The following is a 23,725-nucleotide window of genomic DNA, read 5'->3' on the forward strand; positions in this document are numbered from 1 at the left end:
ACACTTAGGTGCGTTCTCGAACGATACCATCGTATGACGGAGTTTTCACAGTACGTCCCGGAGTTCGTTTCGGACTCCGACCGTGAGGCGTTTGCGAAAGGGCAGTACGGCGAACGAATTGGATGGGGGCACTCGCCTGCAGTCATCGTCGTCGATATCACCAACCAATTCACTCAGGACGAGTACGCGCTCGGAAGTTCGGCCACAACGGAGTCGTTACTCGACGCGAACGAACGGTTGCTGAATGCCGCGAGACAGGCGGAATTACCGATCTTCTACACACGAGGACCGTCCGACGAGGAAATCGCACACGTCGCGATGGAGCTTCGGAAGGGAGGTGAGGCCTACGAAGTCGGCGACGCAAACGAGATCTGCGAAGATCTAGAGCCCAGAGACGACGAAATCGTCATCGAAAAGACGAAGCCGAGCGCGTTTTTCGACACCCATCTTGCGGGGATGCTCACCCACCACGACATCGATACCGCCATCGTAACCGGCGTCAGTACGAGTGGATGCGTCAGAGCAACTGTCGTCGACGCGAGTTCGCACAACTTTCGAACGATCGTTCCGGCAGAATGCGTCGCTGACCGGGCAACGGCATCCCACGAGATGGCACTGTTCGAGATGCAGATGAAATACGCCGATATCTTGCCCACCGACGAGGTCGTCGGCGAGGTTCGAACGCTCTCCTGACGTTACTGGGCGGAGTTCATTAACGTCACTACTGGTACCTTCGTTTCGAGGAGAACCGACTGCGTAACGCTTCCGAAAACCGCTTTTCCGACAGGTGTCCGTTTCCGACCACCGATCACGACGTAGCTCACCTCGTTATTGTTCGCATACTGACTGATTTCGCTGGCGACGTTTCCGAACTCACCAACTGGAACGTACTCAGATTCGGTTTCACTGGCGATCTCATCGGCAATCGACTCTGCAGTCTGGCGGACTTGGTCGATACTCGCTGGTCCGCCAGTTTCGTCTACACTCGTTCGCTCGAGATCGACAAACTCCTTTCTGGAGAGGACGTGAATCACGTGTAGTTCTTCGTTCGTCAAGTCGGCGAGGTATCGAGCCTCTTCGACGACACCGTGTGCCTGATTCGATCGATCTACCGCAGCAAGTACGACCATATACGCAGTTTAATTTGCAGGATTATATCGTTACCCTTTGGACAGACACCTGACCGGTTTCTACGAGCGGTCGTGCAACCAACCACTCGGCCTTCGCTCCCCTTAGTATGCTCCACAGACGCGAATCTCGATCGAACGGACACTCCAAACAACACAGTCATGGGAAACTATTTGTTCTATGAGGTAAACACCCACACATGGCTTGGAAAAGCTTGCGAGAGTGGAGTGAAGATCTCAAAGATCGCGGAGATCTCGTCGTTGTCGACGAACCGGTTTCTCCGGAGTATGAAATCGCAGCATACGTGAAGAAATCCTGCGAAGAGGAAGGACCAGCGTTCCGATTTACGAACGTCGAAGGCCACGATATGGACGTCCACGCTGGGTTCTTTGCGGCGAAACGACGTATTCTCGAGGCACTGGGCGGCGAAACGAAAAAGGAGGCTGAAACGAATATGGTCGAAGCCTCGTCCGATCGAATCGAACCAACCCTCGTCGACGACGGACCGGTCAAAGAAGTAATCGATACGGAACCGAACCTCGATGAAATCCCGATCGTTACCCACAACGAGAAGGACGTCGGACCCTACATCACGTCCGGCGTCCAGGTTGCGAACCTTCCTCACACAGGCACCCGAGGTCAAGGCATCTACCGGCAACTTGTCACTGGGAAACGCGAGCTTTCGCTGTGGTCACCAGAAGAGCGACGCGTTGGCTACGCATATCGCGTCAACGCAGAGGAAGGGGAACCGACCGAGATGGCGATCGTCATCGGTGCTTCCCCATCTGTTATCTTCGGAAGTATCGCCAACGTCGGTCACGACATCGACAAGTACAGCGTTGCTGGCGGGCTGATGAACGAATCCGTCGAACTCGTTCCCGGCGAAACGATCGACGTCGACGTTCCAGCTCACGCGGAGATCGTTATCGAAACCCTCATTCACGGCGACGAGAAGAACCCGGAAGCACCGTTCGGAGAGTATCCGGGAGTCTATTCGGAACAAAACGAGAATACGCCGCGTGTCGAAGTAACTGGAATTATGCGTCGCGAAGACGCGATCTACGATACGGTTCTGACTGGACTCCCGCCGAACGAAGATGGGATGATGAACTGGATCCCCCGCTGTGCGTCGGTACGCGCCTCCGCCCAACAAGCAGTTCCGAACGTAAATCAGGTCGACGTCAAGATCGGTCCTTCCGGCGGTAACGGCGTCTTCCAGGCTCGCGTCGCCATCGACAAACGACTCGATGGTGACCCGTGGAACGTCATCTCGAGTGTACTCGGCGGGCGAAGCCAAGCGAAGTACTGTATGGTCGTCGACGACGATATCGACCTCGACGAAGAAGCTGAGGTCGACTGGGCGTGGGAAACTCGCGTTCAGCCACAGCGCGACGTCTACACCTTCCCAACGATGACCGGTGCACCGCTCGATCCCTCTGGACCGAAGCGACAGGCACAGAAGATGGGTATCGACGCAACAATTCCCATGGACGAAGACTCCGAACGGTACGAACCGACGCGAGTTCCTGGGAAAGACGACGTCGAGTGGTAACCGGTCCGGTGGCTCACAGTCGCATAGCCATCTCACTCGAGCGGACGAGAGATTTCGAGAACGTACCCGTCCGGATCCTCGACGAGTAATAGTTTTCTCCCCCAACTGACTTTACGTGGTGGTGAAAGGACGGTTGCATCCGCGGATTGTAGCGATTCGTGAATGTCGTCGACACTCTCTACCTCCAGAACGACGATGACTCCGTCACCTCGAGTATCGCCAACCGGATCGAGTCCAAACTCCTCGAGAACGTCCGGTTCGAACTCTTCTTCAAGCACTAACGTACATGCTCCCGTCTCGAACTTTGCTCGACCCTCTGATTCGGACGTGAGCGAGAGTCCGAGTGCATCACGGTAGAACTGGATCGAGTTCTCGATTTCCGAAACCATCAAATACACCTGTTCGACAGATGTCATAGGCGACTATTCACGGTCGGGGTATATATTCACCAGTGTAGGGATAGTTATAAGAACCGGTACAGAGAGCCCTGGGGACACCAGCAGCCACTCGCAACTATTATGCTATTAGACAGCAATACCAAAGTATGTCGAACCGCGTTGTCGTAGCCTTTACCGGAGCGACTGGACAACTGTTTGGGGTTAAAGCCCTCGAGCTACTCGACGAAACACCGTATGAATCCCATCTCATCCTGTCACGAGCAGCCAAGATGAACCTCGAGCAGGAGTCAGACCAGTCGGTCGAGGAGGTCCGAGAGCTCGCAGACACGGCCTACAACGTTCAAAACGTCGGTGCACCGCCTGCGAGCGGCTCGTTTCGGACTCAGGGGACGCTCGTTTGTCCGTGCTCGATGAAGACGTTGTCGAACATCGCACACGGGAACGCCGGGAACCTGATAACGCGGACAGCAGATGTCTCGCTCAAGGAGCGACAGCCGCTCGTACTGATGCCACGTGAAAAACCGTTAAATCGAATCCACATACAGAACATGCTCGATGTAACGGATGCAGGTGGAATTATCTACCCGCCGTTTCTCTCCTTCTATCAGCGCCCAGATTCCCTCGAGGAGGCAGTCACAAGAACAATGGCACGGGCACTCTCTTTCCTAGGTGTTGATGTTTCCTTCGACGAGTGGGACGGCATGAGCATCAATGAGTAATTCCCATACGGATTGCTGTAGCGTTTTACCCTGGAACCGCGACCGGTCTTCGGTCTCTCCGGTATATCGGTACAGCAATCCGTCTCAACAGGCCAACACTGACTGCTCGAATGGGATCAGTGCGTAGACCGACTCAGCGATTTCGATAGCTAGATCGAAAAACTCCGGTACTCGCGTTATCGAACCGACTCGAGTGCATCACGCGTTAACTCGCCAACTAAGTGAGACTTGTACGCTGCGGTTGCGACTTCGTCGTCGGTCGCGTCGACGTTCTCCCTGGCAGTCTCTGCAGCCTCGTCGATGATATCGTCCGTGAGCACAGAGTCGTCGAGAGAGTCTTCGACTGACGACAAACGCGTGGGCCCGTGAGTTGCCGCGCCCACGACGACTCGAGGATCAGTCATCGTCTCGTCGTTCGACAGCGAAGTTGAGAGGGCAACCGCCGCAATCGCGTAGTCACCCATCCGTCGCGTGAACGACTGGTACGTCGAAATCTCGTTATCCTCAGAAAGCGGCACTTCGACGTGTGTGATGAGTTCACCCTGATTTAGATCGGTTTCGAATAGACCAGCGTAGAACTCCGAAGCGGAGACCGTTCGAGTCCCGTCGACACTAGCGATGTGAAACTCCGCATCGAGTGCCGTCGCAATGATCGGTGGATCTCCCTGTGGATCCGCGTGTGCAATGCCCCCAACGAACGTTCCACGACAGCGGATCTGGTGGTCGCCAATCGTCTCGATAGCTTCTGCGAGACCGGGGATTTGCGATCGAGCGACGGGGTGTTGCACGATGTCGACGTACGGCACTGCTGCCCCGATCCGAAACGACTCATCCGATTTGCCCAGCTCGTGTAAGTCGTCGATTGCCGTGATATCGACGACGTAATCCGCCTGAACGAGTCGTCGTTTCAAAATCTGAAGGAGACTCTGTCCCCCTGCGAGGACAACGGCATCGTGCCCGTGCCGATCGAGTTGTTCACACGCTTCGTCTACCGTTTCAGGCTCTAGGTACGTTATCGGTTTCATCTATCGATCACCGCCAGACTCGTCTGCACTGCGACAAAGCTGATAGACGGTTTCCGGGTCGAGTGGCATTTCAGTTACCGTCGACGAAACGAACTCGTCGTACAGCGCGTCATTTACGGCGTTCAGTATCACGACCGGTGCTAGTATGGAGCCACTCTCTCCGACACCCTTCGTTCCGAGCGGAGCGCGTTCGGATGTCGTATCTGCCTCCCGGATCTTCGTAATCATTGGCATTTCGTTGATCAATGGAAGTTGATAATCCTCCATCATCGCATTGACAGGCTGTCCGCTTGCGTCGTACTCCAGGTCTTCACCCAATGCCATGCCAAGTCCCTGTACAATTCCGCCCTGAATTTGTCCCTCGACGATCATCGGATTGATTACTTCACCGATGTCGTCAGCTGCCGCGTAATCGAGAATGTCGATCGTGCCAGTTCTCGTATCGATTTCGACGATCGAGGCATGGACGTTGCTCGGGTAATTGACCGCGATATCCGCTTTTCCGCTTTCATCCAGGATGCCCGGTGCTGGACTGTCGAACGATTCCGTAACGGTCACTGCCCCAGCAGTGATTTCCTCGGGCAGTTTGCGACCATTGTAGTGTGCGTCGTAGGCAATCTCCTCCAGCGGCCGTGAACGTGATGGATCGGATTCGACGAAGAACCGACCTTCTTCGAGAACGATATCCGATGGTGCAGCCTCGAGCTGGTGGGCCGCAATCGTTGTCAGCCGTTCTCTCAGTGACCGTCCGGCCTCGTAGGCCGCACTTCCGGCGACGGTGATTGCTCGGCTTCCCCACGATCCGAGTCCGAATGGAGACGTTTCTGTGTCTGCAAAATCGAAGTTGATATTCGATGGGGGTATCCCCAACTCGTCGGCAACAATTTGTGCGAACGACGTTTCGAGTCCAGTCCCCATCGGACACTGATCGCTCGTCACCGTCACCGAACCGTCTTCGTCCATCCTGATCGTGACCGAGCTGTTATCCGACGTATACGCAGGGCGTTGTGCACTGCTGACGTGCATCGCGGATGCAACACCGAGGCCGCGGACGATTTCGTCGTCGGTTTTTTCTTCCAGTAACGAAAGATCGATATCTTCTCTAACGAGACCCAGACACTCCTCCGTCCCACACGAGTCCAAATAGAACCCCATCGGATGCGTCGTCGGACACTCCTCGTTTCCGATCAGGTTCTTCCGGCGTACCTCCCAGGGATCGAGATCGAGTTCCTTTGATACCTTCTCGATGAGGGATTCACGGGCTGTCGCAGCCTGGGTCATACCGAACCCCCGATATGCACCTGATGGGACGGTATTCGTAAAGACACATCGACCGTTTACCTCGATGTTATCGATTCGGTAGGGCGTAGCAACGAGGTTACAAGAGACCCACAGACCGGGTTTCGTGAGTGCAGCATAGGCACCAGCGACAGCCGTAATGTCGTCCCGAATGCCGAGGAACGATCCGTCATCGTCGACAGCTAACTCGAGTTCGTGTCGTTGTGGTTGTCGTGCTCGTGTCCCCTGGAACTCCTCAATGCGGTCGAGTACAACCTTGACCGGACGTTCCGTCCGGATCGACAAGAGTGCCGCGACGATCTCGTTTTCATGTAGCTCCAGTTTGTGTCCAAATCCACCGCCCATGTTTTCTGGCTGAACTACCCGGATTGAATTGACCGGCCTATCTAGAGTATCAGCAAGATCCCTCCGTACCTGATGGGCCTCTTGTGTCGACGTATAGAGGGTCAGTACGTCATCAGCGGGGTCGTAGTCGGCAACTGCACCGTGGGGTTCCAGCGGAACTGCTGTTGGCCGACTGGTCTCTATTTCGTGTGAAACGATAGTGTCAGCCTCGTCGAAGGCCGCCTCTACATCACCAATATCGATCGAATACGAGCCCCAGACGTTCCCCGAAACGTCTTCGTCTGCTTCGTCGAGTTCTGGGTGGACGAGTTCGTCTTCGGACTCCGGGTCCAGCGCATCATCGAGTTCGACCATCGACGGAAGTGGGTCGTAGCTTACGCTCACTGTACTTGCTGCGTCTTTAGCAAGATAGTGAGACTCTGCAGCAACGGCAACGACCCCTTCACCAGCAAACCGTACCTTCTCCTGTGCCAGCGGTGGATGGTCATCCATCATTCCAGAGCGACGACTTCCGTACCGGTTCGCCATTTCAGCAGCTTCCTCCCCGGTAAGAGTGTCAACGACACCGTCCATTTCCTCAGCCTCACTCGTGTCGATCTCTTCGATTAGAGCGTGAGAGCGCATGCTCCGAACAACGGTCGCATGCAACATCCCCGGAAGCTCGATGTCATCGACGTACCGACTGTTTCCAGAGAGAATCCGATCGTCTTCCAGTCGCTGGATCGATCGACCCTTGTACTGGGTGTCTTCGTCCGTGTCAGTCTGTGATTTTGTTTTTCCTTCCATAACGATCACTCGGGGTCGTATCTCACAGCAGCGTCTTCGACGGCCTCGATGATTCGCGTGTATCCCGTACACCGGCAGATGTTTCCTTGAAGACGCTCGCGGATTTCATCTCTCGATGGATCGGAGACGTCTTCAAGCAGAGATTTCGTCGACAACAGGAATCCAGATGTGCAAAATCCACACTGCAGACCGTGATTCCGCGAATAGGCATTCTTTATGATTTCACCGAGTTCATCGTCTAATCCCTCAATCGTCTCGATTCCCGTGCCATCCGCTTGAGCAGCGAGGACACTACACGATTTAACCGGATCTCCGTCCATCAGTACGGTACAGGCACCGCACTTGCCTGTTTCACACCCACGTTTAACACTCGTAATATCGAGTTCACGTCGAAGCAGATCCGACAACAGATACCGCGACGGAACTGTCGCATCAATCTCACTATCATTGATGGTGGCCGTAACTGTAGTCGTTGGGTTTTGCTGACTCATTCGAGTATACCAGAGCGACCAACTACAAAATATGTTTTGGAACGATTAGTGGCTCCCAGGCCGGTAGCGGAGAATATTCACAACAAAATGAGAGAGCAGAGAAATCGTATCCACCAGGCGAACTTTTTTCGAGACCCGAGCGCGACAGTGTCACGACCCCCGGGACAGCAGCGAGTTCACAGCTGCCTCCTCACCGACTCCTATCGGACAACGTGAATGTTAGTCCAGCAATAGAGACGAGTGGGCGTACGATTATAACGGGCTCTCCAGATATATTAGATAGGAATGGGTGTCATTCCATCCGTTCTAGTTTAACAGATCAGGGTATCCAGAGACGCCAAGCTAGAATCGTCAGTAACTAGGAATGTGAGAATCCGGTGGGAAGTGTGTACAAACCACCGGATTCAGTAGTTGTGAACCGAATTCAAAGAGCGTTTCCATCCGATGAGTTGCGCGAGCGTGCTCGCGCAACGAATCTCATCCAGCGAGAGCGGAAACTCGACGTCGTCGCCCTGTTTTACACACTTTTACTCGGCTTCGCTGCCGGTTCTGATCGGTCCATTCAGGCGTTTCTCGAACGCTACGTCGAGATGGCTGACTGTGACGAACTCTCGTATGCGACGTTTCACGGCTGGTTCAAACCGGGATTCGTTGCACTCCTTCGAGAGATTCTCGATGACGCCATCGAGAATCTCGACACGGGCCAAACCGAGCTGACCGGACGTCTCGAACGATTTCGAGACGTCCTCATCGTCGACGCTACGATCATCTCGCTCTATCAAGACGCCAAAGACGTCTACGCACTCGATGACGACCGAGCCGGGGCGAAACTCCACCTCACCGAATCGCTCTCGACCGGCCTCCCGACACGATTCCAGACAACCGACGCAAGCACTCACGAACGGAGCCAGCTACCCACCGGCGAGTGGGTAGCTGGCGCCCTCATCCTGTTCGATCTTGGCTACTACGATTTCTGGCTGTTCGACCGCATTGACGCCAATGACGGCTGGTTCGTCTCTCGCGTCAAAGATAACGCAGACTTCGAGATCGTCGAAGAACTCCGTACGTGGCGCGGGAACAGCATTCCGCTGAAAGGACAGTCGCTGCAGGCCGTCCTCGACGACCTGCAGCGACAGGAAATTGACGTGCAGATCACGCTCTCGTTCGACCGCAAGCGAGGGTCGGGCGCCAGCGCGACCCGAACCTTCCGATTGGTCGGCGTTCGCAACGACGACAGCGGCGAGTATCATCTCTACCTGACGAACCTCGACAGAGAGGACTACCGCGCGCCCGATATCGCACAGCTCTATCGGGCGCGCTGGGAGATCGAACTGCTGTTCAAAGAACTGAAATCACAGTTCGGTTTGGACGAGATCAACACGACAGACGCCTACATCATCGAGGCGCTGGTCATCATGGCAGCACTCTCGTTGCTGATGAGCCGGGCTATTGTCCACGAACTCCAGAAACTGGACGCAGAACGGCGAGGCTGCGCCGACGACGCCGCGGCGTCGTCGACGCGGCTTCCTCGACGACGATGTTCACACGCCGTCGAACGGCACGCGCATCTGATCCAGTTGTACCTGATGCTGGATCTGGGGTACGAACTACCGGATCTCGATTCGTTGTTGCTGTGGTCGTCACGAGATCCAAATCCACATCGTCCGAGGTTACGTGAACAGGTAGAGTCTGGCGAGTTCTGGTAACGAACTCGCCTGACGGAACGGGCTGGATCGCCCAGACTGGTCAGCGATGGCTCTGGAACGGCGGCGCACTCACGACCGCGATTGCACCGCCTTTGACGGGAGACTTGGTCGTACAGTAGCTGGTCTGCCGGAGCAGCAGTGATCTCGGTATGATTGTGATCAGACTCGACGCAATTTCGGCGTGACCTTCGACTCAGGAGGCCACTAAGCTAGAACGGATGGGTGTCATTCCAATCTAAAATAATAACAACCTCAGTGGATTATTTTTTTAATTTTTAGAAAAGATATAAAAGAGTCGATTTTGGATATGGTGAGAAGATCTATCATAGACACTAATAAAGAAAGCCACACACTGTCGTGGCGACAAAAGATAGAACGCCCACACGACCAACGGTGAGTACAGCACGCCAAGTGGTACTGATAAAGAGTGGATCGAGTATCGGAGCCACTCACCGCTGTCCGATAGAACGTTCATCCGTCTATCAAAAAGAACGATAAATTCCAAGATCGTATGGTTAACTAGGAGTATTACGGATAGTATATAACGATGTTCGGCCTCAGTCGGTACGAGCTTCGCTTTGCGCTGGTAATTAGTACAGCGCACCTCACACAACACTTTCTTATGAGGTTACTTCCACCGTTGATACCAGTTCTCGCTGTAGCTCTGGATTATCCACTTTGGCAGCTAGGGCTACTAATTAGCATTTATTCGGTGGGTGGAGGGATAGCACAAGCACCGCTGGGCATTCTGTCAGATCGGTACGATCGGTTGTACATTCTCCCGACAGGAATCGTCATCGCTAGCCTCTCGTATCTCATATTTGCTCTTTCACCAACGATAGGTAGTACAATTCCAGAGATATATCTACTGGGGCACAACTTTGCGGGCGGATTTATAGTGATGGTGGTGTCGATGCTCGGAGTCGGAATTGGTGCTGCAGTTGTCCATCCCACTGCATACCCGTTGATAACGGATAATATCGATAGAGAAAATAAAGGAAAAGTAATCGGCGGGTTTGGAAGTTTCGCAAAAATTGGAGATGCACTCTCGCCAACAATAATTGGGGTGTTGATATTAGTCCTCGTGTGGGAACAGATTATACTTGTACTCGGTACAATCGGCGTACTGGTTGGGATCGCTCTATATTTATTACTACGTGGAGACGAATTCACGACGAACCCAGTCGCAGAAGACCATCCACAGGGAGTAGTGTCGGATACCACTTCTGAAAATATATGGCAGGCAGATAATCGGACGTACTTATACCCATTGTTAGTAATCTACGTGTTTATCATAACCAAGATGATCCCTAGCAACGGGCTCAATACATTTCTCCCGGTGTTCATCGTCGGGGTCTACGGGTATTCGACGGAACTGGTTGGAGTTTCAATGGGGGCGGAATCTATCGCAAATTTTTATTTCGCTACGCTTCTGTTTTCCGCTGCGTTCTTGCAGCTAATTCTTGGTGCTGTTACGGATCGGTACGATCCCAGAACGGTAATTTTAATTTGTTTAGGTATATCGACGATAGGCCTTCTCGTACTGGCACTTTTTGATCTTTCGAAATTCCCGCTACTAGTAGTTATCATAGTACTTGGAGGGAGTTTATGGGGGACAAACCCAGCACGAGATACGCTTATCAGTAACATTACGCCCCCTGACAGAGAGGGGCGAACGTTCGGATATATTTGGACGTTCGTTCAGCTAACTGGCGCACTAATTCCGGTTCTCGTCGGGTACATAATCGACCTATTTGGATACAGAGAGGGGTTTCTACTGCTTACTGGAGGAGCAGTACTGTCATTTGTTTCAGTTAGCCTTCTATTCAGTAGCCGTTTCTATGTAACTAACTCCATGTAGATCAGGGCGAGCACTTGCACAAGCGAGGTTTATGTTAGTTGACGGGGTTCAATACTCCCCGTCGGATCGTGAATACAGTTGTGGATGGTTTATTTGCTATTGGACAAAATATTAGATGTTCGTTAGGTGAGGTGGTTTGCACACACTCATCAGTAACCGAAATGGGATAGTTTACGGTACAGTGTCGAGAAGCTAGGAAACGGATTTAATGGAACTGAGACAGACCCTCCGGGAATCACCAGCCGTAGCGGTGATTTTCTCGAGTACTCTCGTCGCGGTGATGGGAGTCTCACTTATCAGCCCTGCACTCCCGACAGTACAGATGGCCTGGGATATTTCGGAGTCGGAGGCCAGCTTGTTGCTGTCTGCGTTCACGCTCCCGGGAATATTTCTCACGATACCGATCGGACTGGCAGCCGACCGCATCGGCCGAAAGCCGATACTAATCCCATCACTCGTCGTATTCGGGTTCAGTGGGAGCAGTATTATTTTCATCTCCGATTTTACCCTAATTCTCGCCCTCCGTGCGATTCAGGGGGCAGCAGGTAGCGCGGTCGTCATGCTCACGGTGACACTCCTCGGGGATCTCTATACTGGCGAGCAGCGACGAATGTTGATCGGCACTAACGCGGCCATTCTCGCGATTGGAGCTGCTGGATATCCGTTGCTCGGCGGCGCCCTCGCGTCGATCGCCTGGTCGGCACCGTTTGCGTGTTTTTTCCTTGCCGTCTTCGTCGCCATCTCGGGAATCCCCCTGCTGGAAGAACCGGACTGGGACGAAAGCGAGTCGAACTCGAGTATTCGAGGATTTCTCACCGGACCGACGCCGATGACGCCGTTCGCCGTGCTTTACCTCGCGATTTTTGGCATATTCTTTATCCTTTACGGGGCACAACTCACCGCAGTTCCCTTCTTACTCGCCAACGAATTTGAGCTGTCATCCGGCGGAATAGGCGTTCTCCTTGGAATACCTGCAGTCGTAATGGGGCTGACTGCGATGCAAGGGAATCGAGTACTTAGGTTGTTGACGAGTTTTCAGTCGATTGCATTAGGGTTCGTGAGCTATGGGATTGGGCTTGCCATCGTCGCAGTTGCGGACTCCATCTACGTAGTCGCCGGTGCGCTTCTCCTGTTCGGTCTTGGCCAGGGTCTCGCTGAACCAATTACGGACACCGCACTGACGGAACGAGCACCAGACGAGTTTCGTGGTAGTATCATGAGTATTCGGACAAGTATTATCAGACTCGGTACAACGGTCGGTCCGCCGCTTACGGTCGGAGCTGCAACGGTGTTCGGATACCGACATACGTTACTGTTCTCCGGGTTAGGTATCGTTATTTTTGGACTGATATGGTTTACGACACAACGGCTCCTAACGCCTACACCAATGCCATAACCCAAATCGGCGGAATCCAGTCACGTATAATCGTTCCAAATCGGCGGAATCCAGTCACGTACAATCGTTCCACTCAGCCCAGTATTCGTCTTCAGTGTAGAGCAAAACCAGCAGACAGCCGTTACCTATCGGCGTTTATTTCTGGAAGAAATGAGGTGACTCCGTGCGTATTTAAACGGTGGAGGTTCTCGAGATACGCCGTCAGAACTCACGACACTTGTGCCCACACTCGACGCAGGTTAACAACCGAACCTCGTAGGAACCGCCCGGCTTCGGCATCATCTCGTAGTAGGCCCGGCCGCTTCGCAGTCGTCCGCTGGACAGGCCTCCTGCATCGCCTCAGTGGAAACTTGGGTCGCGTCGGCCACAGCAGGTGCCCCGTCGTCCCGCTGGCCCTCCTTGGTCGCCATCACCGCTTCCGCTTGCGAGTCCCTTCTGGTTCTCGTTCTCACAAGAGCGACACACCCACGTGTCGCCCTCCGTGTGCATCATCGAACCACACTCGTCGCAGAAATGCATTGGAAATGAATCTACGCACCTGTCAGATATAGGTATTTAGTTCAACTCCGTTCAGAAATCAGTGGGCTGTAACGGCCATTCAGTAAGAGCGTCAAAATCAGCCTCGCATTGCGGTACGTAGTACCGAGTCGAAGAACCTCCCTCGAGCATCTCAGCAGTGTTCTTATTCACTTTCCTGAGACGGGTTACGACGACTGACTACAGATTGATCGCGGAGCGACGAGCGATCGGCCGATACCGACTCACCGTGGTCCGTATGAGGGAGGGACGCGGTGTATTTTGGGGAACTGGAACGGACACCAGGTTTCCGGTGAACAATAGAAAGTCACCAGAGACACCCATGCTTTAGCAAGCCTGCACTGCAGGCTCGAATCGGACCACACCACCGAATTCGACCCTACGGTCGACGCTTGTCGGAATACTAGATTTCCGGTGTAACCACAACTGCCACATACTCAATGTGATCCCGTGGCTAGATAGGGGATCGATACCCAGCGATACGAACGCGTTCCTCACCTCCCTACCGCTCGCTTGCGGAAGGGGAGGTCGCTTCGTTGAAACGGACACCAGATTTCCGGTGAAAATATTACTCGGGATCGAATATAAACACTGGATATCCGGTGGACACAGGGATATCGATGTTCAGCCAAATGAGAGCTAGGAGACACCACATTTCCTGTGAAATTGGATGGACAGGCACGATAAATCACTTCGAGATTACGCCTCAAAGTGTTCACTCGAGGTGAAAGACAACAGGGATTCGAAAGCGGATATTCGAGTGGACACACACCGGGTTTCCGGTGAAATTGGAGGGAAGGGGCTACTCATCCACAGATCAAGGACAGCAACCCGTATCAAGTAGTGTATGAAAGAGTTACTACTTGAATCGTCTCGTTGATACCCCACCAGATATCTAAAGGGACAAAAGCACTTTACAATAACCAAATGTGGAGGTAGCTGAATAACGTAGCTGAACACAGATCGAGGACACACACACCGAATTTCCGGTGAAAGTGGGGCATGAGAGAGATCACCTGGCAACGGCAACTGGCGGAGATCTGGATGATCAGATGCCTGGATTACAAGGGATAAACAGGATGATTCGCTCTTTTGAGGGGTGAAGTCCGATCCGAACCAAGGTGGTCTAGCCGTGATCACCACCGATACCATAAAGCCTTTTAGCCTATGCGATAAAAAGTCCACTGACTGGAAGAAGAATAGATTAGCTCCTGCTAAAATCAGCCCAGACGAACTGTATCCTTGTCTCACTAATATCATTCGAGACGAGATCCACGATATCCATCCAGTTGACTGCCTGTACAGTGGCACGACCATCCTTCTGATGAATTCAACCCACCGTTTCATCTGCACCCTCTCCCCGTTCTCACCCTCTTTCACCGGAAACCCGGTGTGTGTGTCTCGGCGAAACAATCAAGATGATTCACCGGAAACACGGTGTCCAAGCACATGTCCCAGTCCGATGATCTGTTCATTCGCGAGGATCCTATCTTCGTCAACAAGGAACTCCTCGAGATCAGTCACCTCCCCGATGAGGGTCGAATTGTCGGTCGTGACGAGGAAATCGGCCAACTCGCGAACGCGGTCAATCCCGCGATATTCGGGCAGAGTCCGAGCAACGTACTCATCTACGGAAAAACTGGGACCGGAAAGTCCCTGTGTGCAAAGTACGTCTCGAGACGACTCGTCAGCACAGCCGAGGAGGAAGGTGTAGATGCCGTTTTTGCGTACGTCGATTGTGCACAGGATACGACGGAAACGCAGACAGCACAGACGATCGCGAGTGCGGTCAACACGGACGAGACCGATATCTACATTCCCGATAAGGGAATTAGCACGGCAACGTACTACAAGCGACTCTGGCGAATTCTCGATAAGGAGTACGATGTTGCGTTGATTATCTTGGACGAAATCGACAAACTCGAGGACGATGCGATCTTGATGCAACTCTCGCGTGCGGGCGAAGCCGGCAAAGTGACGAACTGCAAGATCGGGGTTATCGGGATCAGTAACAAGATCAAATACAAGGATCGAATGGACGAACGGGTCAAGTCGAGTCTCTGTGAACGCGAGTTCGTGTTTCCGCCGTACAATGCGAGTCAACTCAACGAAATCATGGTTGCACGAAACGATGCGTTCCGAGACGGAGTACTGGAGGACGGCGTTATTCCACGTGCTGCAGCGCTGGCTGCTCGCGAACACGGTGATGCTCGGAAAGCAATCGATATCCTCAGATACGCAGGGGAAATCGCACAGACGAAAGGTGCCGATACCGTCCGCGAGGCGTTCGTCGTCCAGGCTCGAGAACGAGCTGAAGTCGATCGGTTCCGAGAACTGATCCGTGGATCGACACCCCACTCACGATACGCACTTCAGGCGTTGACCCTTCTCTCGCTCAGAGATCGACCTGCCGATTCGATCGAGGAAAACGAGGGGTTCAGAACGACTCGCGTCTACGACGTCTACGAGCAGATCTGTCGTCAGGAGGGGACTGATGCGCTGTCCCTTCGTCGCGTTCGTGATCTCCTAAAAGAGCACGCGTTTCTCGACGTGATCGAACAGTCACGTCACAGCGGCGGAAGCGCTGAGGGGAGTTACACCGAACACACGCTATTGGAGGATCCAGAAGTGGTCAAGGATGTGCTCGCTGATACGGTCGACTGATTCGATGTTTAGCGGTAAGGTCGACTGATTCGATGTTTAGAAACGTCGGTAAACGCCGGGGAATTCCCTCAAAGATGTCGAATTCTTCCGCTAATCAAAGATGTAGAAACAACTGTTCGACCGGCAAATCGGTCATCGCAGACCGTATAAATCGGTGCAGTTGTTCCTATCGTTTCACCGATTAAATCCGATTCGAACACCGTGTTTCTGGTGAATATGACTCTCGTCCCGGCATTGTTTACGGACACGTTCATCTCGAGAATTCACCGGAAACCTGGTGTGCGGCCAGCATTTTGCGTCGTCGAAAATCTGGTGTACAATCTGCCGAACAGAGCCCGTACCAATCTACACTGGTCTCCACTGGCGGGGGACTCATACGGTCTGCGATGAGTCTGTTCCGATCGTCGAACGGTCGGCGAACGACCGGCAATCAGTCATCGTAAATCGTCTCGAGCGGAGAGATGGATATCCGCAATCGTCCTTGGAACCGGGTCGCGACGAAATGGGTGATACGTCAACCCGTCACGTAGCCTCCCCTAATCAGCATATTTATCTCTCTATCCCAATCACTGATGTACTGTGTCCAGTGACGATTCGTTCGAACTTCTTCTCGAGTATATGGAAACGGAGCTATCGTTCGCAACGAGTCACTACAACGACAGTTATCTCGATCGACGAATTACGGCTCGCATGCGACGCACGGAGTGTGAAACGTACGGAGAGTACTACGAACACGTCCGCTCCAACCCCGACGAGCAGCGTGCGTTGCTGGATTCTCTGAGTATCAACGTCACCGGATTTTTCCGTAATCCGGAGGTGTGGGACGGTGTCCGTGACGTGCTTCGATCGCTTGCTGGCGAGACCGATCGGATCGATATCTGGAGTGCAGCCTGTGCAGACGGCCGAGAGCCGTACTCGCTATCGATGATCGTCCACGACGAACCACAGGTCGATCCCTCTACTGTTCGAATTTTGGGGACAGACATCAGCAACGAAGCACTCCAGGTCGCTCGCGAGGGTGTCTACCAGGAGTCGAGAACGACGAGTATCGGCGGTGAACTCGAGTACATCGATGAGTATAGTCAGTTCATCGAATACGACTCGGGTGAGAATTCGTATCGGGTACGTGACACCATCAAACAGCCAGTCGAGTTTCAGCGTCACGATCTTATCAACGGCGATCCAAAGTCCGGATTCGATCTCGTGACGTGTAGAAACTTATTCATCTATATTGACACCGAATACAAACAGTCGATGTTACAGACAATATCGGAATCGATATCACAGGGCGGATATCTCATTATTGGAAAAAGTGAGACGATTCCTCCGGAGATGAAGCCCGTCTTTTCCCCAGTTGATAACCGGAACAGAATCTATCAGAAACAAGATTAGATTCAAGAATATATCAGATAGAATACTGTGTTGGATATAGGATAATATGGTGGTCATTAGTATACGCCAACTGTTTTCATAGTGTAGGTCTGTAGTGGGTGATTTGTTTCATCTGTCAGCTGTCGGGATACTTTTGCCAGGGCCGAACTGCTTTTGCCGCGATTGCTGTTTTGACATGTAGTCGGGGATACCCACATCTGATGCGAAAAGTGGTCGGTTAGCGAACGCGGGGAGCTGTACAGACCGGCACACTCATCTGCGTGCTTTTCGTACGGTCGGTTCACGCGCAGGTGACTGTTAATGGACACTGATTTCGATATTCACGACCATCGCCATCGGATGAAACTGCTTCGGGATACGGGTGGACTGTCGATATTCGAGAATAGAGACGATGTTCGGTGTCCTGCATGCGCGGATCCGTTCGAACGACTGATACTCATCGAGCGACAGTCGACGTCGTTTCCAGAACATACCGGGGCTCCGTTCTGTCTGGTTCGTCGGGAGAACGATATCGCGCTTTTTAGACACTGACGTGGTCGAATGTCGTCTCGCCGTCGCCTGGTGGCCATAACGTATTTACAGTGGTATGTCCGTAAATGGCCGTAATGTATTTACAGGGGTATGGTCGTAAACCGTATCTCGAGTTGATTTAATATTGGCGTGGGCGGTCAGAATCCGGGTTTGTGCTACCCGTTCACGATCGGTACGAAATCGGAGTGGCCGAATCCACTCGAGGTAACTGACAGTGGGTCCGACGGAACACCCGTGCTCAGAACAGGTCGTCGGGATCGACGCGCGTATTACCCGAATTTTCGATGAGGAGGTCGTCCAGTGCTTGTTCTAACTCGTCACGCCGCGGTAACGCGAGCATCTGGCAGGTAAAGACTTTGTCGCTGTTCGTCTGAATGCTCGAGTCGAGCAGAAACGCATGGTCGTCGCTTTGGGCGATCTGTGTCGTGATTGGCGTTAGTACGCCGGAACCAGTATCGGCGACGAACTCGGGTGGTGAGTGCTTGATTTCGGCGTTCAACACGTTGGCCCATCCGTCGATAAAGCCGCTGGTCATGATGTTCCCGAGTTCTTTGAGCGCGCCCTGTTCGATATCGCCCCACTGCTCGTCGGTCTCCATCGGTACGAGGGAGTCGACGACCGCCCGACCTGAGGGTTGGTCGAAGAGAATAACCAGGTAGCCGCTGAACTTCCCTTTGAACTTCATCACTGTTCCGACGAACCGTTTGTTGCCGACCTCGGTCGGAATATCTTCGATCGGAACCAGGCTCAGCCGGCTAATGTTGACCGTCGTTTCGATACCGGTCATCGAGGTAATGTTCGTCGCAGCTTTTTTCGCTCCCTCTTTGGTCATCTCGTTGAACACTTCGAGTTTCTCGAGTGAGATGATCTTGTCGGTTTGGGGCTCGAGCGAGCGCTCGAGGGAGGTCGAATCCGGAACGAGGAGGATACGGAAGTCGATCGGTTCGTTGACGGAGTCTTGGGATGCCTCAACGCGACTGCGGAAGACGAACAGGTGGCGTTCGTCCTCGGTTGTGGACGTCGGCAGAATGTCGGTCCCGGTCCCCTGGATGTACGTCGGTGGTGAGCTTTTGATCTTCGCCTCGAGGTAGTTGGCCCACCCGTCGACGAATCCGCTTGTCATGATGTTGCCGACTTCCTCGATGCTGCTTTTTTTCTTCTCGGGATCGTCGGCTGGGACGAGCGTATCGGTGATCGCCGACCGCCCCTGTTCGTCGAATGCGAGCACTATCTCGCCGCTCATTTCGCCGCTCAGATCGATGTTGACGCCGGCAAACTCGTCACCGATGAACTCGTACTCGAGATCCGTCGAGTTCATCAGTGAGACGTCAGTGACCTGTACCCGCGTGCTGATCCCGGTCAGCTGTGAGAGTGATTTGGCAGCCGATTGGGCTCCGTCGTGAGCGAGCTCCTGGTAGGTTTCGAGCTCCCGAATATCGATTTCCATGGCGAGAGTCACTCGGCAGCGATGCTGTTGAGTTCTTCGAGAACGCTTTCCTTCTGAAACGGCTTCGTGATGTAGCCTTCGGCACCGGCTTTGATCGAGTCTTTCATCTGCTCGGCTTGCTCGACGCTGGTACACATCACGACCTTCGCGTTCGGGTCCATATCGGTGATCTCACCGGTTGCCTCGATACCGTCTTTGATCGGCATAACGATGTCCATGAAGACGATATCGGGTTGCTCTTCGCGGTAGAGCTCGACGGCCTCGACGCCGTTTTCGGCCTCACCAACGATGTTGTGGTCTTCTTCGAGGATTTCCCGGAGGAGGTCCCTCATGAACCCAGAATCGTCCGTGATCAGCACATCCATAGGGGGATCAATACACCCGGATAACTTAACGATGTTGACCAAAATTGTGACATACATCTCGAAGATCTGCTGGACAAACTGATCGGTACCGTCTATTGGTTCTAGCTTCCGACTCCGTTAATTCCTAACCCCTAGTTCTGAATAGTACCCTCCGCTTGAACAGGGCTCCACTCGATCTCGAAGGAGGTCCTTCGGTCTCGAACGCCGTTCGTGTCGGTTCATACGGACCGCAATGAGGCTGTCTCGGTCGATCGCAGACCGGCGGGCGAACGACCGGCGATCAGTCATCGCAGACCGTATCACGCGTTGACGTCTTCGATCCGCTGGCTGACGATGATACGCCCCTTCGGGGTCAACGAGATGCTGTCTTCGTGTTCGACGATTAGTTCCTTGTTCTGAACCGAGTTCAGGACGTTCGTCACGTACGTCGGATCTCCATCGAGCATGTTCGTAAAATCGATATCTCCCCCGGTTGCGTGAACGCTGACCAGAACGCGTTTCTCCGGATCGGTCAGTTCAATCTCCTCGACCTCGTCGCGGAGTTCGTCGAACTCGAGTCGGAGGTATCGCGCGAGCAAGTTCACGTACTGTCCCTTCGTCGGCGAGATCAACGACGTTTTCGTACGTCCGGAATCGTCGTCGATGTATTTCACGACGAGTGTCACCCGGTCGTTTCGCTTGCCGAGTTTGTTCGACCGTTCGATCTTCATGACGGTTTCGACGTCGATCTCGAACGCTCCCCTGTCCGTCTTGACTTCGATCGCACGGCTCTTGACTCGGAGTGTTCCCGAGCGGACGGGAGTGTCTTTCACTCGCCCACCGACTCTCGCCGGGTGTTTTACGGCGAGCGAGCGACCGTTGAGGAGACACCGAAACAGGATCGCGACGAACTTCGTGACGGTCTCGCTTTTGCTCTCGATTACTGCACTCTGGACGCCGTGTTCCGACTCGTAGCCGATCGTAACGGTATCGTCGAAGAACTGTCTGACGTGGTTGGGAACGCTACCGACGTTTACGTCGATGACCCTCGAGAGGGGAACGGTGGTCTTTTCGTCGTTCGTCGCGAGGACCAGCCGTTTTTTCGTCGTAATTATCCGGCCACTGGAGGGTGTACCACCGCCTTCCTCACCTCGATTGAGAATAAATCGAGCCGTGAAGTCGGCGACGATCTCTTCGGTCATGTACATGTCTATGAGACCGGACTCTCTTAGCCCTTTAGGGCCGCGACGAACGCGAGGCCTCCTTGTTCTCAGACGTGTCGCTCTCATTGGCGTCCAATCGCGGGCTCCACTCCTCTGCGTCTCCAACGTATCCGGCGGTCACGTTCGCCTGTCTGCGGCCAGTCGCTGTATCTCCGCGTCGATGTCGTCGACGAGGGTCTCGAGTTGGTCGTTGATGGCGACGATTCCGTCGATTTCGGTGGAGACGTTCTGTGAGTGTTCCATGGCGGTGTCGGTCATGCTGGCGACCTCTTCGGTGGTGGCGGCCTGGTCGTCGGTGGCGACGGCGACCTCCTCGATGCCGGTGCTCGCTTCCGCGATCGAGGCTTTGATCTCCGTTAGGTTCTCGACGGTTTCTTCGACGAGGGTGACGCCGTCCGCGATCTCTTCGTTGGCCGTCTCGAGGCTGTCGACGGTTTCCTCGGTGTTCTCCTGGATCTGTTCGACCATCTTCTCGATGGTGGCGGCTTCGTCTTGGGACTCCTCGGCGAGCGATTTGACCTCGTTTGCGACGACGGCGAAGCCGTCGCCGGCCTCGCCGGCGGTGGCGGCTTCGATGGAGGCGTTGAGCGCCAGCAGGTTGGTCTGGTCGGCGATGTCGTTGATGACGTCGACGATTTCGTCGATGCGCTGGACGCCCTCGCGGAGGGCTTCGACGTCGTCGGTGACGTCGTCGGCAGCGTCTTCGACGCGTTCCATCTTTTCGATCGCCTCCTGGGCGGTGTCGGTGGTGTCGTCGGTGAGTTCCTCGGCGCGTTCGCTGGTGGCGCTTACCTCCTCGGCGTTAGCGGCGATCTCTTCGACGGTCGCCGAGAGGCCGGAGACCTCGCCTGCGATCTCGCTCGTCGAATCGAACTGGTCGTCAGTGAGCGTTGCGATCTCCTCGGAGCGTTCGGCCACAGTCTCCGTCCTCGATCGGAGTTCGGACACCGACTCCTGAACGTTTTTCGAGACGTCGATTCGGCGCTCGAGTTCGGCTTCGACGTCGGCGTAGGCGTCGATGTACGTATCCATCACGACCTGCTGGTCGAGGTTCATCAGTTTGAGCATCGAGAGCGCGCGACCGACGACGGTCTCGACGGCATCTTGGGCCTCCGAGACGGGGACTACTGCTTCCACCGCCGGTGATTCGGGATCCGTCTCCGCCTCAACTGCTGTCTCTGGTTTCGCCTCGGTCCGCCGATCCGTTGCCGTCTCTTCTAACTGATCGTTCGCGTCGTCGGCGATCGCGTTCAGGATACCGTCGTAGTAAACCGTCGAACTGCCGAGATAGAGTTTCGGATCGAGGTCGAGTAGTTCGTGAATCTTCCCGATTCTGGCGCGTCGCGAGAAGTACTGTTCATCGTATTCGCCGCTCGTGAGGTCGGTGAGATACTGCCGTTGGGTTCGTTTGAGTGAGTCGATTTCCTTGGAGGACGTCTCGAGTATTTTCGCCGTCCTCGGATGAGAGTGGAGCTGATCGTAAAACTCGTCGACGAGATCGTCGGCAACGCCGTCGATCATCCCGTCGATCGCTTCCAGACGGTCGGCGTCCTCCTCGTCGAACCGGGTAAATTCCTTCCGCCATTCGATTTCCTCGCGGTCGATCCCGAGATCGGAAATGAGGGTACGACCGTCGACCGCGCGTCTCGTTCGTTCGTCAATCTTGTACGCTCGCTCGTGTTCTGCCACGGTCCACCATTCTGGTGGCTGTTATATGAGCGTTTTTGCTGTTCTCGAATTTCGCTGTCAGTTCGGACTAAACCCGGACGTTGGTCGGATCGATCCAGAGAACGAAGTTGTCCTCTCGCCGGACGATGCCAGCGATCCCCGATCCGCTGACCGACGTATCGACGTTAGCCGTTTCCAACTCCTGGACTTGGTGAACTTCGTCCGCGAGCCAGCCGACTCGCTCGGTGGAGTCGCGTTTTCGTTTGAACACGATAATCCGTTCTCCCAGTTCGCCGCCGTCGTCATCGCCAAAGATCGTTCGCAGGTTGACGATCTTCGTCGTCTCCCCGCGGAGATCCATGACGCCTTCGATGTGTGCCGGCGTGTTCGGCACTGCCGTCAGTTCGTCGGTGTTTACGATCTCTGCGACGTATCCGATATCGACGCAGTAGCGGTTCTCTCCGAGGTCGAACTCCAGGACGTGGGTGCTCGATTGCTCCGGTAGGTGGTTCGTTGTTGCCATTGTGTCGTAGTGTTACTGTTCGGTCAGTCTGCGGATTTCGGCGTCGATGTCGTCGACGAGGGTCTCGAGTTGGTCGTTGATGGCGACGATTTCGTCGATTTCGGTGGAGACGTTCTGTGAGTGTTCCATGGCGGTGTCGGTCATGCTGGCGACCTCTTCGGTGGTGGCGGCCTGGTCGTCGGTGGCGACGGCAACCTCCTCGATGCCGGTGCTCGCTTCGGTGATCGAGGCTTTGATCTCCGTTAGGTTCTCGACGGTTTCTTCGACGAGGGTGACGCCGTCTGCGATCTCCTCGTTTGCGGTCTCGAGGCTGTCGACGGTTTCCTCGGTGTTCTCCTGGATCTGTTCGACCATCTTCTCGATGGTGGCGGCTTCGTCTTGGGACTCCTCGGCGAGCGATTTGACCTCGTTTGCGACGACGGCGAAGCCGTCGCCGGCCTCGCCGGCGGTGGCGGCTTCGATGGAGGCGTTGAGCGCCAGCAGGTTGGTCTGGTCGGCGATGTCGTTGATGACTTCGACGATTTCGTCGATGCGCTGGACGCCCTCGCGGAGGGCTTCGACGTCGTCGGTGACGTCGTCGGCGGCGTCTTCGACGCGTTCCATCTTTTCGATCGCCTCCTGGGCGGTGTCGGTGGTGTCGTCGGTGAGTTCCTCGGCGCGTTCGCTGGTGGCGCTTACCTCCTCGGCGTT

General features: G+C 54.4%; 20 protein-coding genes and 1 pseudogene. 9 read left to right on the top strand and 12 right to left on the bottom strand.

The annotated features are described in order from the left end of the window. Positions 1-33: 33 nt before the first annotated feature. The gene (locus tag FYC77_RS07690; RefSeq protein ID WP_149080928.1) at positions 34-693 is read left to right on the top strand and encodes an isochorismatase family protein; all 660 of its coding nucleotides are present in this window, start codon (positions 34-36) and stop codon (positions 691-693) included. A gap of 2 nt (positions 694-695) precedes the next feature. Here the strand turns inward: FYC77_RS07690 and FYC77_RS07695 are convergent, their stop codons facing one another. Further along, positions 696-1,130: a universal stress protein gene (locus tag FYC77_RS07695; RefSeq protein WP_149080929.1), complete on the bottom strand. Its 435-nt coding sequence runs from the start codon at positions 1,128-1,130 to the stop codon at positions 696-698. 197 nt (positions 1,131-1,327) lie between these two features. On the opposite strand from FYC77_RS07695, the gene FYC77_RS07700 reads away from it, so the two are divergent. Further along, positions 1,328-2,680 carry a UbiD family decarboxylase gene (locus FYC77_RS07700; RefSeq protein ID WP_149080930.1) on the top strand — a complete coding sequence of 451 codons (1,353 nt, stop codon included), beginning with the start codon at positions 1,328-1,330 and terminating at the stop codon, positions 2,678-2,680. 32 nt (positions 2,681-2,712) lie between these two features. Here FYC77_RS07700 and FYC77_RS07705 read toward each other — a convergent pair whose 3' ends face one another. Beyond that, positions 2,713-3,069: a VOC family protein gene (locus FYC77_RS07705; RefSeq protein ID WP_162354496.1), complete on the bottom strand. Its 357-nt coding sequence runs from the start codon at positions 3,067-3,069 to the stop codon at positions 2,713-2,715. Positions 3,070-3,224: 155 nt separating this feature from the next. On the opposite strand from FYC77_RS07705, the gene FYC77_RS07710 reads away from it, so the two are divergent. Beyond that, the gene (locus FYC77_RS07710) at positions 3,225-3,797 is read left to right on the top strand and encodes a UbiX family flavin prenyltransferase (protein WP_149080932.1); all 573 of its coding nucleotides are present in this window, start codon (positions 3,225-3,227) and stop codon (positions 3,795-3,797) included. 176 nt (positions 3,798-3,973) lie between these two features. Here the strand turns inward: FYC77_RS07710 and FYC77_RS07715 are convergent, their stop codons facing one another. Genes FYC77_RS07715 through FYC77_RS07725 form a run of 3 tightly spaced genes read right to left on the bottom strand, consistent with a single transcriptional unit; the run spans position 3,974 to position 7,743 of the window. Further along, complete coding sequence (locus FYC77_RS07715; protein WP_149080933.1) at positions 3,974-4,822, bottom strand: FAD binding domain-containing protein; 849 nt, start codon at positions 4,820-4,822, stop codon at positions 3,974-3,976. Next, positions 4,823-7,252 (bottom strand): xanthine dehydrogenase family protein molybdopterin-binding subunit, encoded by a 2,430-nt coding sequence (locus tag FYC77_RS07720; RefSeq protein ID WP_238386828.1) that lies wholly within the window; start codon positions 7,250-7,252, stop codon positions 4,823-4,825. Between the two features lie 5 nt (positions 7,253-7,257). Then, entirely contained in the window at positions 7,258-7,743 is a 486-nt protein-coding gene (locus FYC77_RS07725) for a (2Fe-2S)-binding protein (protein WP_149080935.1), read from the bottom strand. Between the two features lie 377 nt (positions 7,744-8,120). Here FYC77_RS07725 and FYC77_RS07730 point away from each other — a divergent pair, with 377 nt between their 5' ends. The 3 genes from FYC77_RS07730 (at position 8,121) to FYC77_RS07740 (ending at position 12,706) form a co-directional block, all read left to right on the top strand. Next, positions 8,121-9,449, top strand: a complete 1,329-nt coding sequence (locus FYC77_RS07730) for an IS4 family transposase (protein ID WP_149080936.1) — start codon at positions 8,121-8,123, stop codon at positions 9,447-9,449. Positions 9,450-9,996: 547 nt separating this feature from the next. Further along, complete coding sequence (locus tag FYC77_RS07735; protein WP_149080937.1) at positions 9,997-11,310, top strand: MFS transporter; 1,314 nt, start codon at positions 9,997-9,999, stop codon at positions 11,308-11,310. A gap of 208 nt (positions 11,311-11,518) precedes the next feature. Next, the gene (locus FYC77_RS07740; RefSeq protein WP_149080938.1) at positions 11,519-12,706 is read left to right on the top strand and encodes an MFS transporter; all 1,188 of its coding nucleotides are present in this window, start codon (positions 11,519-11,521) and stop codon (positions 12,704-12,706) included. Between the two features lie 201 nt (positions 12,707-12,907). Here the strand turns inward: FYC77_RS07740 and FYC77_RS07745 are convergent. Continuing rightward, positions 12,908-13,225: pseudogene (locus tag FYC77_RS07745) on the bottom strand (RPA12/RPB9/RPC11 RNA polymerase family protein). Between the two features lie 1,467 nt (positions 13,226-14,692). On the opposite strand from FYC77_RS07745, the gene FYC77_RS07750 reads away from it, so the two are divergent. The 3 genes from FYC77_RS07750 to FYC77_RS21165 all read left to right on the top strand — a co-directional run bounded on the left by FYC77_RS07750 (position 14,693) and on the right by FYC77_RS21165 (position 17,830). Next, positions 14,693-15,907 (top strand): Cdc6/Cdc18 family protein, encoded by a 1,215-nt coding sequence (locus FYC77_RS07750; protein WP_149080939.1) that lies wholly within the window; start codon positions 14,693-14,695, stop codon positions 15,905-15,907. Between the two features lie 579 nt (positions 15,908-16,486). Further along, positions 16,487-17,299, top strand: coding sequence for a CheR family methyltransferase (locus tag FYC77_RS07755; protein WP_149080940.1), 813 nt, complete (start codon positions 16,487-16,489; stop codon positions 17,297-17,299). Positions 17,300-17,599: 300 nt separating this feature from the next. Then, on the top strand, positions 17,600-17,830 hold the full coding sequence (locus FYC77_RS21165) for a DUF7385 family protein (RefSeq protein ID WP_149080941.1): 231 nt from the start codon (positions 17,600-17,602) through the stop codon (positions 17,828-17,830). A gap of 238 nt (positions 17,831-18,068) precedes the next feature. Here the strand turns inward: FYC77_RS21165 and FYC77_RS07765 are convergent, their stop codons facing one another. The 6 genes from FYC77_RS07765 to FYC77_RS07790 form a co-directional block, all read right to left on the bottom strand. Further along, a complete protein-coding gene (locus FYC77_RS07765) occupies positions 18,069-19,277 on the bottom strand; it encodes a chemotaxis protein CheC (RefSeq protein ID WP_149080942.1) in 1,209 nt (402 codons plus the stop codon). An 8-nt stretch (positions 19,278-19,285) separates the two neighbouring features. Continuing rightward, positions 19,286-19,642, bottom strand: a complete 357-nt coding sequence (gene cheY / locus FYC77_RS07770) for a chemotaxis protein CheY (RefSeq protein ID WP_149080943.1) — start codon at positions 19,640-19,642, stop codon at positions 19,286-19,288. Positions 19,643-19,941: 299 nt separating this feature from the next. Continuing rightward, on the bottom strand, positions 19,942-20,823 hold the full coding sequence (locus tag FYC77_RS07775; protein WP_149080944.1) for a CheF family chemotaxis protein: 882 nt from the start codon (positions 20,821-20,823) through the stop codon (positions 19,942-19,944). A gap of 138 nt (positions 20,824-20,961) precedes the next feature. Continuing rightward, positions 20,962-22,533 (bottom strand): globin-coupled sensor protein, encoded by a 1,572-nt coding sequence (locus FYC77_RS07780; RefSeq protein ID WP_149080945.1) that lies wholly within the window; start codon positions 22,531-22,533, stop codon positions 20,962-20,964. Positions 22,534-22,600: 67 nt separating this feature from the next. Continuing rightward, the gene (locus FYC77_RS07785; RefSeq protein WP_149080946.1) at positions 22,601-23,035 is read right to left on the bottom strand and encodes a chemotaxis protein CheW; all 435 of its coding nucleotides are present in this window, start codon (positions 23,033-23,035) and stop codon (positions 22,601-22,603) included. Between the two features lie 12 nt (positions 23,036-23,047). Further along, positions 23,048-23,725 (bottom strand): methyl-accepting chemotaxis protein (locus FYC77_RS07790; protein ID WP_238386826.1); only part of this gene is annotated, 678 nt, incomplete at its 5' end.

It is taken from the genome of Natrialba swarupiae (assembly GCF_008245225.1).
GTDB classification, from domain to species: domain Archaea; phylum Halobacteriota; class Halobacteria; order Halobacteriales; family Natrialbaceae; genus Natrarchaeobius; species Natrarchaeobius swarupiae.